The organism is Amycolatopsis plumensis, from assembly GCF_042652605.1.
In the GTDB taxonomy this organism is placed as follows: Bacteria; Actinomycetota; Actinomycetes; order Mycobacteriales; family Pseudonocardiaceae; genus Amycolatopsis; species Amycolatopsis plumensis.
The window spans coordinates 1,686,242-1,698,469 of record NZ_JBHSJY010000001.1; the positions used below are offsets into that span (position 1 = coordinate 1,686,242).

General features: G+C 70.0%; 8 protein-coding genes and 2 pseudogenes. 5 read left to right on the forward strand and 5 right to left on the reverse strand.

The window, feature by feature from the left end; genetic code table 11:
- Nucleotides 1-19 precede the first annotated feature (19 nt).
- The 5 genes from ACFPLC_RS07660 to ACFPLC_RS07680 all read right to left on the reverse strand — a co-directional run bounded on the left by ACFPLC_RS07660 (nucleotide 20) and on the right by ACFPLC_RS07680 (nucleotide 3,858).
- On the reverse strand, nucleotides 20-1,564 hold the full coding sequence (locus ACFPLC_RS07660) for a 4-hydroxyphenylacetate 3-hydroxylase family protein (RefSeq protein WP_378195725.1): 1,545 nt from the start codon (nucleotides 1,562-1,564) through the stop codon (nucleotides 20-22).
- 17 nt (nucleotides 1,565-1,581) lie between these two features.
- Nucleotides 1,582-1,779 carry a hypothetical protein gene (locus tag ACFPLC_RS07665; protein ID WP_191307080.1) on the reverse strand — a complete coding sequence of 66 codons (198 nt, stop codon included), beginning with the start codon at nucleotides 1,777-1,779 and terminating at the stop codon, nucleotides 1,582-1,584.
- Nucleotides 1,780-1,964: 185 nt separating this feature from the next.
- Complete coding sequence (locus ACFPLC_RS07670) at nucleotides 1,965-2,420, reverse strand: SgcJ/EcaC family oxidoreductase (RefSeq protein ID WP_191307078.1); 456 nt, start codon at nucleotides 2,418-2,420, stop codon at nucleotides 1,965-1,967.
- A 52-nt stretch (nucleotides 2,421-2,472) separates the two neighbouring features.
- Nucleotides 2,473-2,946 carry an SgcJ/EcaC family oxidoreductase gene (locus ACFPLC_RS07675; protein ID WP_191307076.1) on the reverse strand — a complete coding sequence of 158 codons (474 nt, stop codon included), beginning with the start codon at nucleotides 2,944-2,946 and terminating at the stop codon, nucleotides 2,473-2,475.
- A 63-nt stretch (nucleotides 2,947-3,009) separates the two neighbouring features.
- Nucleotides 3,010-3,858, reverse strand: a complete 849-nt coding sequence (locus tag ACFPLC_RS07680) for a hypothetical protein (protein ID WP_378195730.1) — start codon at nucleotides 3,856-3,858, stop codon at nucleotides 3,010-3,012.
- Nucleotides 3,859-4,429: 571 nt separating this feature from the next.
- Between ACFPLC_RS07680 and ACFPLC_RS07685 the strand changes: the two genes are divergently transcribed.
- The 5 genes and pseudogenes from ACFPLC_RS07685 to ACFPLC_RS07705 form a co-directional block, all read left to right on the forward strand.
- Complete coding sequence (locus ACFPLC_RS07685; protein ID WP_378195733.1) at nucleotides 4,430-10,261, forward strand: type I polyketide synthase; 5,832 nt, start codon at nucleotides 4,430-4,432, stop codon at nucleotides 10,259-10,261.
- A complete protein-coding gene (locus ACFPLC_RS07690; protein ID WP_191307072.1) occupies nucleotides 10,258-10,710 on the forward strand; it encodes an acyl-CoA thioesterase in 453 nt (150 codons plus the stop codon). The genes ACFPLC_RS07685 and ACFPLC_RS07690 overlap by 4 nt, the downstream gene beginning before the upstream one ends.
- 100 nt (nucleotides 10,711-10,810) lie before the next feature.
- Nucleotides 10,811-11,297 (forward strand): annotated as a pseudogene (locus tag ACFPLC_RS07695) (flavin reductase family protein).
- Nucleotides 11,294-11,467 (forward strand): DUF6222 family protein, encoded by a 174-nt coding sequence (locus tag ACFPLC_RS07700; protein ID WP_378195736.1) that lies wholly within the window; start codon nucleotides 11,294-11,296, stop codon nucleotides 11,465-11,467. Before ACFPLC_RS07695 ends, ACFPLC_RS07700 begins: the two are co-directional and overlap by 4 nt.
- Before the next feature lie 114 nt (nucleotides 11,468-11,581).
- Nucleotides 11,582-12,226, forward strand: a pseudogene (locus ACFPLC_RS07705) (AMP-binding protein); the annotation flags it as partial.
- Nucleotides 12,227-12,228 lie beyond the last annotated feature (2 nt).

The window sequence follows — 12,228 nt, forward strand, 5'->3', positions numbered from 1 at the left end:
CCATCGAAACATGATCACGTCAGCCAAGCAGGGCGCGGCCTGCCGCGCCGACGTCGGGGAACGAGGCGAGGTCCGGCACCTGCCAGCCGTTCAGGTCATATTCGGCAAGACAGCGGTCGACGAACGCACGATAGCCGTCGAGCTTGCCGTCGCCGAGTTGCCCACGAAGTAGTTCGGTCCTGGTGTTTTCGTGGTTACCGGTATAGTTGCGTTCGTAGAGTTCGTGCCTGCCGCCGAATTCGGTGCCGACCGCGTCCCAGAGCAGTTTCATCACCTTTACCCGCTCGACGGCGTCGACCCCGTTCGATCCGCGCAGGTACTTGTCAAGGTACGGCCGGATGTCATCGTTGTGGAAGTCCTGCGCGCTGGAGTTGAGGTAGATCAGTCCGCTCGCGACATCTTGCAACACGATCTCCCTGATCCTCGCGTAGCCGATCTGGGAGAACCAGCGGTAAGCCATGGCGTAGTCCGGGTTGGGCAGGACAGCACCACCCCGCCACGGCACCGGGTTCCGCGCTGCGGCGTCGGACAGCCCCCAGAACAGATTGCGCCAAGCGAGCACTTCCCCCAGTCGCGTCTGGACCCCGCGGAACTCGGAGACCCCGGTGATGTCCAGCGCCTTGGCCAGCAGACCGGCGATGAACTCCAGTTTCACCGCGAGCCGCGTGCAACCGTGAAACATGGCGCGCTCGTTGAACCCGGAAAACCCGGTGAACATGCCGACCTTGGCAGTATCCCCGTAGATGAACACGTTTTCCCACGGGATCAGCACCTTGTCCAGCACCAGCACGCTGTCGTTCTCGTCCAGCCGCGAGGACAGCGGGTAGTCGAACGGGCTGCCGGTCAGCGCGGCCGAGGCGGCGTACGACTGGCGGCAGATCAGTTTCTGGCCGGGGGCGTTCATCGGCACGGTGGCGACAATGGCGAACTTGCGGTCTTTGATGGGCAACCCGGTGTGGGCGATGAAGTTGTAATGCGTGAGCGCGGAGTTCGTCGCGACGACCTTCGCCCCGCTCACCACCAGACCGCTGTCGGTCTCCCGCTCGACGTGCACGAACACATCGGCGACCTCGTCCGGCGGCCGGTGCCGGTCCACCGGCGGATGTACGAAGGCGTGGTTCCAGTACAGGACCTTCTCCTGCGACTCCCGGTACCAGCGCTTCGCATTGTCGGCGAACGGGTTGTAGAAGTCGGCGTTCGCGCCGAGCGTGCCGAGGAACGACGCCTTGTAGTCCGGGCCACGGCCCATCCAGCCGTAGCTCAGCCGTGACCACGCGGCGATGGCCTGTTGGTCAGCGATCAGATCGGCCGCGCTGTGCGGCGTGGTGAAAAACCGGTGCGTGTAGCCGCCGGGGCCGCCGGCGTCGGTTTCGGTGGTCAGCACGTCCCGATGCTCCGGGTCGTGCAGTGCGTCGTAGAGCCGGGCCGTCATGCGCGCCGGGTTGCGGAACGCGGGATGTTCGGTGACGTCCTTGACTCGGTCGCCATAGAGGTAGATCTCGCGGCCGTCGCGGAGACTTTCGAGATATTCGGCGCCGGTCAGCGGCCGGGTCTGTTCGGTCATCGCGTTCTCTTTGTCTCTCAGGCCGCGGTGCTCTGCGTGGCGTCGACAAGTGCCGCGGGACCGGCGACCGTGGAGAGTCGCGCCGCATGGAGGGACTCGCCGCCGTCCCTGCCGACCCGAGCCAAGTCGCCCGTGCGGTACATCCGCTCGTCCGACCCGGCGAACGTCCGCTCGACCTGAGCGGAGAACAGGTCCCGAATGGAATCGGCTGACATCGCATCTCCTGTGCCTGATTGGTTCTGACGTGCGGCCTCGGTTCCGGCCGGACATGGCGGCGCGGTCCTGGCCGACACCACGGCTGGGCCCGCTTTGCTCGCGGTGACGCCACGTGACGCCACCGACCGCCACTTTCGTGGGAATGTCTCCTCAATCTCGATCGAGGTCGAGGAGACACCCGCTCCTAACTGTTGACCGGGCTCGTCTGCCTCGACACGACCCGCCAGTCGCCGTCCTTCTTGACGAGCACCCACAGCGAGCGGGCCAGCTCTTCCGGTTCGATGCCGTCTTGGCCCTTCTTGACGACACCTCCCTCGGTGACCGCGATCGCTACCGAGTCGGTCAGCAGGCGGACCTCCTTCGGCTCGTCGGTCAGCCGGGTTCCCTGGAAACCACCGGCGAAGGCGTCAGCCAGGTACGCGCGGATCTCCTCACGGCTGCTCAGCTGGGCATCGCCCACGAGCATGCTGCCGTTGTCGACGAACAGGTCGGCGATGGCGTCGGCGTCGTTCGCGTCCCACCCCGCCCGTACACGCAGCTGCGCGGTCACCACGGCACCCTCGACCCCGTTGGGGTAGGGGCCGTAGTGCGACGCCCACTTCTTCGCACCCTCCACGAGGGCTTCGGCGTTGCTGCTCATTGGATCGTCCTCCAAGCGAGTCTTGTGTCAGGTGTTTGCTGATCGCGGCGGATTACCAGCGCAGGGTCGCGCCGCCCCCACGCGGGCTGTTCTGGTAGGCGGCGAGCTGCCACTGGCCGTCCCGCTTCACGACGACCCAGCTCGACAGCACCGCCAGTTCCGGCGCGATCTCGGTCTCCCCGGGCGCGAGAATTCCGCCGTGCGTCCGGAACACGGCGACGTCGTCGGTGACGAACCGAAAATCGACCGGTCGTCCCGTTACGCCCGTTCCCTTGAACGGACCGGAATAAGCGGCCGCCATGAAAGCCTGGATCTCTTCGCGGCCGCGCTTGTAGACATCGCCGGGAAGCAGCATCACACCCTCTTCGGTGAACACCTTCGCGACGTCGGTCGCGTCGTTGCGCGACCACGCCTCGACCAGCCGCAGCGGCACGCCAAGGGCTTCCTTCTGCTTCTCGCCGGTGAACTCGCCGTAGTAGGCGTCCAGGGCGTCGCTGGTCGCCTCGGCCTCATGAATCGCGGTCATTGAACGTCCTCTCGAAATCAGGACAGGCACTTCCGGTAATGGCCTGTCGATTATGGTTGCCGGTCACGGGCCCGGCCGTCTCCTCGCTTGCCGATCCGCGTCCGCCCGCAGCTCCGCCAGGAACGGCGCGACCACCTCGCGAACGATCTTGCAGTCGCGTACCAGCGATCCCGGCATGCCTGCCGCGCACCATTGGGCCCCTAACGCGGCGGCCATCTCGGCGGAATCCGTGTCGGGGAACTCCGTCGCCGTGGGATCCGGCATCGGCCAGTACATGAAGGACCACGCGATGAAGTGGCCTCCGTCGAGCACGACCGTCCGTTCCGCGGGAAGGATTCCAGCGAGCTCCAAGCTCAGCGTGCGCGGGTCGATCCGTTCGGTCGCGCTCACGTCCGTGTACGGCTCCTGTGCCCACCCCACTCCGGCCAGCATCGGCTCCGCCACGTCGCGCCAGTCGGTGCGCACCAGTTCGGCCGCGTCGATCGCGTCGAGCAGCGCGGTCGCGGCGTCTGTGGCGTCGGCCTCGATCTCCAGGCCGGCCTGCCCGATCAGGTCCGCGGCCACCGGGGACGCGAAACCGCCGCACACGCCGATGGACCACCGGGAGTCGCCGAACAGGCCGTTCGTCAGCAGCCCGCCGACCCGCGCCGCGAGGTCCTGCAGCACCTTGGCCGCACCCGACCGCCACGCACCGAGCCCGGCGAGCACCAGCGGCCTGCGCGCCGTGGCGAGCCGGTGCAGGACGGCGTCCACTTCCGCCGGCTGGCGTGCGGGCCGGGCGGCCACGTAGTCGACGCCGTGCCGGATCAGGCCGGCGACGGCGAGGAAATTGCCCGCACCGACGACGCCGGACGCCTGCCGTACGCCGTCCCGGGCGAGCTCCCTCACCAGAACGGACACCAGGTCTGTCATGCCCCGCGTCCCCTCGTCGATGAACGGCCCATGTGGCACCACGTTCGCAGCACCCACGGAACCGGTGCATCTCCCTGGCTGCTTCCGGCAGGGCGATCGGCACGAGAAGCGCACGGTCGGAGACGCCCTGGTGAGAACCGTGCTGTGACGCTTGACCACATGAATGGGCCACCGACCGGCGACGAGTCGTCGAGAGCATCCGACCTGGTCGCCGACCAGCGGTCCATCGCGGTGAGCGTTCCCGAACGCCTCGGCGACCGCGTCTTCTCGATTGCTGTCCGCGACAACAGCGATTCTCGCACGATTCTGCGCGGCCACGGCCGGGGCACTATCAAAGAAGACGTTTCTCACGGTTACTGGGCATGCTGTCAACAGCGAGTCATCGCAAAGCGTCGCGCTCGAGGTTCCAGCTGCCACGAATCGTGCGTCGCCAACAGGCCGTGCGTTTCGAACGATATGGAAGGTAGTCCATGAGCAGCTTTGACGTTTCGCGCATTCTTGCGAACGCCAGGACGGTGGCCGTGTGTCGTGGCGGACGTGATGCGCGAACGGCGGGAATGTGGTGGTCCTGATGGGTGTCGAGCGGGTCGCGATCGTCGGTGTCGGTCTGTGCTATCCGGACGCCGACTCGCCGGGTGAGCTGTGGGAGAACGTGCTGGCGGGGCGCCGGGCTTTCCGGCGGTTGCCGGACGAACGGATGAACAGCCAGGACTACTATTCACCCGATCCCGAAGCCCCGGACCGGTTCTACTCGCAGCAGGCGGCCGTGCTGCGCGACTTCGAGTTCGACCGGCTGCGGTACAAGGTCGCGGGAAGCACGTACCGCTCCACCGACCTGACCCACTGGCTGGCGCTCGAGGTGGCGTCGAGGGCGCTGGCCGACGCCGGACTGCCCGGCGGCGAAGGACTGCCGAGGGAGTCGACCGGTGTCGTGCTGGGCAACAGCCTTACCGGCGAGTTCTCCAGGGCCAACCTCATGCGGCTGCGCTGGCCCTACGTCCGGCGGACCGTGGCCGCCGCGCTGGTCGAGAAGGGCTGGGGTGAGGACGAGACGGCGACGTTCCTCGGCGAGCTGGAGCAGCGGTACAAGGCGCCGTTCCCCGGGATCGACGAGGACACGCTCGCCGGTGGGCTCGCCAACACGATCGCGGGCCGGATCTGCAACCACTTCGACTTCAAGGGCGGCGGGTTCACCGTCGACGGCGCGTGCTCGTCGTCGCTGCTGTCCGTCGCGACGGCGGCGAACGCGCTGGCCGACGGTGAGCTGGACGTGGCGCTCGCCGGTGGCGTCGACCTTTCGATCGACCCGTTCGAGGTGATCGGCTTCGCCAAGACCGGCGCGCTGGCCACCGGCGAGATGAAGGTCTACGACCGGGGCTCGAACGGCTTCTGGCCTGGCGAGGGTTCCGGGATGCTGGTGCTGATGCGGGAGAGCGACGCGCTCGCCAGGGGCGCGCGGATCTACGCCTCGATCACCGGCTGGGGAATCTCCTCGGACGGCAAGGGCGGCATCACCCGGCCGGAAGTCGGCGGCCACCGGCTCGCGCTGGCGCGGGCCTACGGCCGCGCGGGCTACGGCGTGGAAACGGTGTCCTATTTCGAAGGACACGGCACCGGGACCGCGGTCGGCGACGCCACCGAGATCGAGGCCCTCTCGTCGGCCCGCCGGGACGCAGACGCGAGCGCCGAACCGGCCGCGCTCAGCACCATCAAGGGAAACCTCGGGCACACCAAGGCAGCGGCGGGGGTCGCCGGGTTGATCAAGGCGGCGCTCGCCGTATACCACCAGGTGATCCCACCGGCCACCGGCCACGTCGACCCGCACCCGCAGCTGCTGGCGGAGTCGGCGGCGATGTACGTGCCGCGCGAGGCGGGGCTGTGGCCCGCCGAGCGGCCGGTCCGGGCCGGGGTCTCCGCGATGGGCTTCGGCGGGATCAACTCGCATATCGCCGTCGAGCAGGCCCCCGGCGTGCCGCGGCGCGTGGAACTGGACGACACCACGAGGAACCTGGTCACTGGAAGGCAGGACGCGGAGCTGCTCCTGCTCGACGCGGGCGACCTCGCCGAGCTGCGCGAGCGGATCGAAAAGGTGGCGGGATTCGTCGGCAAGCTGGCGATGGCCGAGCTGACCGACCTGGCCGGGGCGCTGGCGGGCACGCTGACCGGCGGGGCCGCGCGGGCCGCGGTCGTGGCGAGCACGCCGGACGAGGCCGAGCGCAAGCTGACCCGCTTGCTCAGCACGCTCGAAGGAGGGGCGACCAGTGTTTTCGCCGCCGGTGAGGGCGTCTTCGCCGCGGCCAGGACAAGTGCCCCGCGCATCGCGTACCTGTTCCCCGGGCAGGGCTCTGGCCGGGGTGCCGCCGGCGCGCTGCGGCGCCGGTTCCTTTCGGCCGACGACATCTTCCGGATCGCGAACCTGCCCGAGGGCGGCGACCAGGTGGCGACCGAGGTGGCCCAGCCCCGCATCGTCACCGGCTCGCTCGCGGCGTTGCGGGTGCTCGGCGAGCTCGGTATCGAGGCGGCCATCGCGGCCGGGCACAGCCTCGGCGAGCTGAGCGCGCTGCACTGGGGCGGGGCGATGGACGAGGCGCAGGTGCTCCGGCTCGCCGCGATCCGCGGCAAGGTGATGGCCGGCGCCAGCCACGGCGGCGGGGCGATGGCCGGGCTGGCCACCGACCCGAACGGCGTGGAGCGCTTCGCCGACGGCGAAGACGTGGTGATCGCCGGGTACAACGCGCCGAGGCAGACCGTGATCTCCGGCCCCGCCGAGGCGGTGGAAAGGGTGTGCGCGAAGGCGCGGGCCGCCGACGTGACCGCGACGAGGATCAACGTCTCGCACGCGTTCCACTCGCCCGCCGTCGAACCGGCCGCCGAGGCGCTGACCGAGCAACTGGCCGGGTTCGGGTTCGACCGGCTCAGCGGGGCGGTGGTGTCCACCGTGACCGGTGAGGTGCTGCACGGCGCCGAGGACCTCGGCGAGCTGCTGCGCGACCAGGTCGTGCTGCCGGTGCGGTTCCGCGAGGCCGCGGCGAAGGCGGCCGAGGGCTGCGATCTCGTGGTCGAGGTCGGTCCCGGCCGGGTACTCGCCGGGCTGCTCGAGTCGATCGCGCCGGGTACCCCGGTGCTGTCGGTGGACACCGACAGCGGCTCGTTGTCGTCGTTGCTTTCCGTCGCGGGCGCGGCGTTCAGCCTCGGCGCGCCCGTGCGGACCGAGGCCCTGTTCGAGGGCAGGGCTGTGCGGCCGATCTCGCTCGAAGGCGATATGACCTTCCTGGCCAGCCCATGTGAGTCGGCTCCGGCGATCGACGCCGAGCTGGTGTCCGCCGAACCCGCCGAGCGGCCAAGGCAGGAAGCGGCCGAACCGGCCGGTGGCGGTGGCAGCACGCTGGATCTGCTGCGCAAGCTGGCCGCGGAGCGCGTCGAGCTGCCGCTGGAGACCGTCACCGCGGACAGCCACCCGCTGGACGACCTGCACCTGAGTTCCATCACGGTCGGCCAGCTGGTCAACGAGGTGACCAGGACGCTCGGCCGCCCGCCGCTGGAGGGCATGCCCAACTTCGCCACCGCGTGCCTCGGTGAGCTGGCCGAGATGATCGACGAGCTGGCCGAGACCGAGCAGGCCAAGGACCAGACGTCCGGGGCCGGCGAGGTGCCGGGCGTCGAGCCGTGGGTGCGCTCGTTCGCCGTGGACTACGTCGAGCGGCCGCGGCCGGGCGCCGATCTCGGCTCGGCGGGGGGCGCGACGCACGAGTGGACCGTGTTCGCCCCGGACGGCCACCCGCTGGCCGAACCGCTGCGAGCCGCGCTGGCCAGCGCGGGGGTCGGCGACGGCGTGCTGCTGTGCCTGCCCGCCGACTGCGGTGCCGACCACCTCGGCCTGTTCCTCGACGCGGGCAGGGCGGCGCTGGCCGCACCGACCGGTACCCGGTTCGTCGTGGTGCAGCGCGGGCTCGGGGCCGCCGGGCTGGCCAGGACGCTGCGGCTGGAGGACCCTTCGACGCGCACCACGATCGTTGACCTCGACGACATCGTGCCCTCGGGCGACGCGCTCGCCGACGCGGTGTCCACCGTGGTCGCCGAGGTGGCGGCCACGACGGACTTCGCCGAGGTGCGGTACACCGCCGACGGCAGGCGGACCGTGCCGATGCTGGAGGCGAGTCAGGCGAGGACGGTCGAACCCGGCACGTCGCCGCTCGGCGAGGGCGACGTACTGCTGGTCACCGGAGGCGGCAAGGGCATCACGGCCGAGTGCGCGCTGGCGATCGCGAAGGATTCCGGGGCGAAACTGGCCCTGCTCGGCAGGGCCGACCCGGCCGAGGACACCGAGCTGGCGGCCAACCTGTCCAGAATGGACGCGGCGGGTGTGCGGTACCGCTACGTGCGGGCCGACGTGACGTCGGCCGGGCAGGTGGGCGAGGCGGTCGAGCAGGTGCAGGCCAGCCTCGGCCAGGTCACCGCGGTGCTGCACGGGGCGGGGCGGAACGAACCCGCGGCCCTGTTCTCCCTCACCGAGCAGGGATTCCGTTCGACGGTGGCGCCCAAGGTGGACGGCCTGAAAGCGGTACTGTCCGCTGTGGACGCCGACCGGATCAAGCTGCTGGTGACCTTCGGCAGCATCATCGGCAGGGCGGGCCTGCGCGGAGAGGCGCACTACGCCACCGCCAACGACTGGATGTCCGAGCTGACCTTGCGGTTCGGCCAGGAACACCCAGGGGCCCGTGTGCTGGCGATGGAGTGGTCGGTGTGGTCCGGCGCCGGGATGGGCGAGAAGCTGGGCGTGGTCGAGGCGTTGCAGCGCGACGGCATCACCCCGATCTCCACCGAGAACGGCATCGACGTGCTGCGCCAGGTGCTCGCCGACCCAGAGGCGCCGCCGGTGCTCGTCGTCGGTGGCCGCACGGGCGGGCTGGCCACGCTGCCCATCGAGCGGCCCGAGCTGCCGCTGACCAGGTTCGTGGACAGGGCCGTCGTGCACTACCCCGGGATCGAGCTGATCACCGAGGCCGATCTCGCCGACGGCAGCGATCCCTATCTCGGCGACCACCTGCTCGACGGCGACCTGCTCTTCCCCGCGGTACTGGGCATGGAGGCGATGACCCAGGTGGCCGCGGCGGTGAGCGGGCGGACGGGCTCGCCGCGGCTGGACGGCGTCGAGTTCCTCCGGCCGATCGTGGTGCCCCGCACGGGCTCGACCACGATCAGGGTGGCCGCACTGGTCCGCGACCAGGACACGGTCGACGTCGTGATCCGCAGCGGGGACACCGGGTTCGGCGCGGACCACTTCCGGGCCAGGCTGCGGTACTCCGGCCCCGAGCCGGAACGGGGCGAGGTCACCGGGGCGCACGAGCTGTCGGCGGTTCCGGTGGACCCGGTGACCGAGCTCTACGGCAGCGTGCTGTTCCAGGGCAAGCGGTTCCAGCGGCTGCTGGCCTACCGCAGGGCGAGCGCGCGGCAGGCGGTGGCCGAGATCTCCACCAGGTCCGAGGCCGCGTGGTTCGCGCCGTTCCTTCCGCAGGAACGGATCCTGGCCGACCCGGGTACGCGGGACGCGATGATGCACGCGATCCAGTGCTGCGTCCCGGACGCGACGCTGCTGCCGCAGGGCATCGAGCGGCTGTACCTCGCCGACCGCGAGCGGCAGCAAGCCCTGGAGTACGTGGTGCTGGACGCGGTGGAGCGGTCGCAGGACGGCGACACCTACGTCTACGACCTCGACGTACGGGCCCCGGACGGCGAGCTGGTGGAGCGCTGGGAGGGGCTGACCCTGCGGGCGGTCCGCAAGCGGGACGGCGCTGGACCGTGGGTTCCGGCCGTGCTCGGATCCTATGTGGAGCGTGCGCTGGAGCGGGTGCTCGGTGGCCACCGGGCGGTGGTGGTCGAGCCCGACCCCGCCGACGGCGACGTCGGGACGACCGCGCAGCGCAGAGCACAGACCGAGCTGGCCGCGAGCAGGGCGGCGGGCAGGCCGGTGCGCCTGCGCTACCGCCCGGACGGCAAGCCGGAGGCGGACGGGTTCGAGGTCTCGGCCTCGCACACCGCGGGCCTGACGTTCGTGGTGGCCGGTTCCGGCAAGCTCACCTGCGACGCCGAGGCCGCCACCGAGCGCGGCGAACAGGACTGGGCCGGCCTGCTCGGCGCCGAGCTGCTCGCGGTGAGCGACCTGCTCGCCGCCGAGTCGGGCGAGCCGGTGACGGTGTCGCGCACGAGGGTGTGGACCGCGCTGGAGTGCGTCCGCAAGACCGGTGAGCTGACCCAGTCGCTGGCCGTGCACCGGGTGCACCAGGACGGCTGGGCCGTGCTGTCCGCCGGTGGGGCGAAGATCGCGACCTGGGCGACGATGGTGCACGACCGGCCCGCCCCGGTGGTGTTCGCGGTACTCGCGGGAGAGGAAGCCCGAGCATGACGGACTACTACGAGATCCGGCACACCGTCGGGTTCGAGGAGACCAACCTGGTCGGCAACGTCTACTACGTGAACTACCTGCGCTGGCAGGGACGTTGCCGGGAGATGTTCCTCAAGGAGAAGGCACCGACCGTGCTGGCGGAGGTTCGCGACGACCTGAAGCTGTTCACGCTGAAGGTCGAGTGTGAGTTCTTCGCCGAGATCACCGCGTTCCACGAGCTGTCCATCCGGATGCGGCTCGAGGAGCTGACTCAGACCCAGATCCAGTTCAGCTTCGACTACGTGCACCTGCACGAGGACGGCGAGATCCTGGTCGCCCGCGGCAGGCAGCGGATCGCGTGCATGCGCGGCCCGAACACGAACACCGTCCCGGCCAGGGTTCCCGAGGAGCTGCGTGCCGCGCTCGCTCCGTACTCGGCGAACGCGGCCATGCTGACCGCGGGAGGATGACTTGGCCGACAACGGCTCCGCAGGTGGCCATCGGCCGATAGCCAGGTTGCCGCGCCCGCCGACGCAACGGTTGTCGAGGCAGGCCGCGCAGCGCGAGGCGATGGCGCAGTTCGCCACCGGGGTCACCGTGCTCACCGCGGGCGGCCGGGACGGCCACGGGATGACGGCGAACGCGTTCACGTCGCTGTCGCTGGAGCCGCCGCTCGTGCTGTGCTGCGTGGCCAAGGCGGCGCGGATGCACGAGGTGATCATGTCCGCGCGGTCGTTCGCGGTTTCCGTGCTCGCCGGGGACCAGCAGGAGGTGGCGCGGCACTTCGCCGACTCGCGCCGGCCGCGCGGCCCGGCCCAGTTCGACGCCATCGAGTGGGTGCGCGGCCCGCGTACCGGTACCCCGCTGGTCGCCGGTGCCCTTGCCTGGCTGGAATGCGAGCTGGTCAAGGTGTACGGCGGGGGGCGACCACTCGATCTTCGTCGGCGAGGTGCTCGAAGCCACTCGCGGCGTGGGTGATTCGGCGCTGCTCTTTCACGGCGGCCGGTTCGAGCACACCGGCACCTTGCCAGCCCACGACAAAAAGGCCATCTCGTGACTACCAACCAGGCCGCGGTGCCCGTCCCGATCGAGCCGAGAACCCCCGAACCGGATGGCCGGCTCGGCCGGGGCATCGTGTGGAGCGACCTCGTCGCCGAAATGGAACGCGAGTGGGCGCGGCGAGGCCGCGAGAACCACGACGTCCGCGAGGACCGGAGGGCCGCCTGACGAGTTCGGACCCGGCGGAGCGAAATTCGGCATACCACTTCCATTCTATCGACAATCCAGCGACACACTATGTTGGGCGCGTATATTCCGATCGGCGGAACCGGTAAACCGATAATGCCGAAGGTGGGGGCGTTTGTCTTGACACGGAAGACTTTGGGACAGCTGGCCAATTTCTCGCTGTTGCCGGCGGACGACAACGACCTGATTGCAGAATCGAACGATACGGCCACGGAATTCGCCGATTCCGAGCGGTTGCTGCACGAATTGTTCCACCGCGCCGCGTTGCGGCACTCCGAAGAGCCGGCGGTCATCCACCCGGGCGGGCAGCTGACCTACCGGCAGCTCGGCGACCGGGTGAACAGGCTCGCCGCCCGGCTGCTCGCGACGGGTATGCGGCCCGGTGACGCCGTCGCGATCGTCATGGACAAGGGGTGGGAGCAGGTCGTCGCCGCGCTCGCGGTGCCCGCGGCGGGCGGGTTCTTCGTTCCGGTGGATCCGCGGGTGCCGCGGGATCGGTTGCACCACCTGCTCGACCACGCGGGCGCCGCCGTCGTGGTGACCCAGCCCTGTCTGGTCGAAGGCGTGGACTGGCCGGACGGCGCCGTCGTGCTGGACGTCCCGGACACCGACCCGGGCACGCGGGAGCCGGTAAGCACGCCGGACCGGGGCCCGAACGACCTCGCCTACGTGATCTACACCTCCGGTTCGACCGGTGCCCCCAAGGGCGTGATGATCAACCACCGCGGTGCGGTGAACACCTG

Bases quoted from the DNA above. Each gene is read 5' to 3' on its own strand.
- ACFPLC_RS07690 (WP_191307072.1), top strand. From the start codon at position 10,258: ATGACGGACTACTACGAGATCCGGCACACCGTCGGGTTCGAGGAGACC.
- ACFPLC_RS07680 (WP_378195730.1), bottom strand. From the start codon at position 3,858: ATGACAGACCTGGTGTCCGTTCTGGTGAGGGAGCTCGCCCGGGACGGC.
- ACFPLC_RS07685 (WP_378195733.1), top strand. From the start codon at position 4,430: ATGGGTGTCGAGCGGGTCGCGATCGTCGGTGTCGGTCTGTGCTATCCG.
- ACFPLC_RS07665 (WP_191307080.1), bottom strand. From the start codon at position 1,779: ATGTCAGCCGATTCCATTCGGGACCTGTTCTCCGCTCAGGTCGAGCGG.
- ACFPLC_RS07670 (WP_191307078.1), bottom strand. From the start codon at position 2,420: ATGAGCAGCAACGCCGAAGCCCTCGTGGAGGGTGCGAAGAAGTGGGCG.
- ACFPLC_RS07675 (WP_191307076.1), bottom strand. From the start codon at position 2,946: ATGACCGCGATTCATGAGGCCGAGGCGACCAGCGACGCCCTGGACGCC.
- ACFPLC_RS07660 (WP_378195725.1), bottom strand. From the start codon at position 1,564: ATGACCGAACAGACCCGGCCGCTGACCGGCGCCGAATATCTCGAAAGT.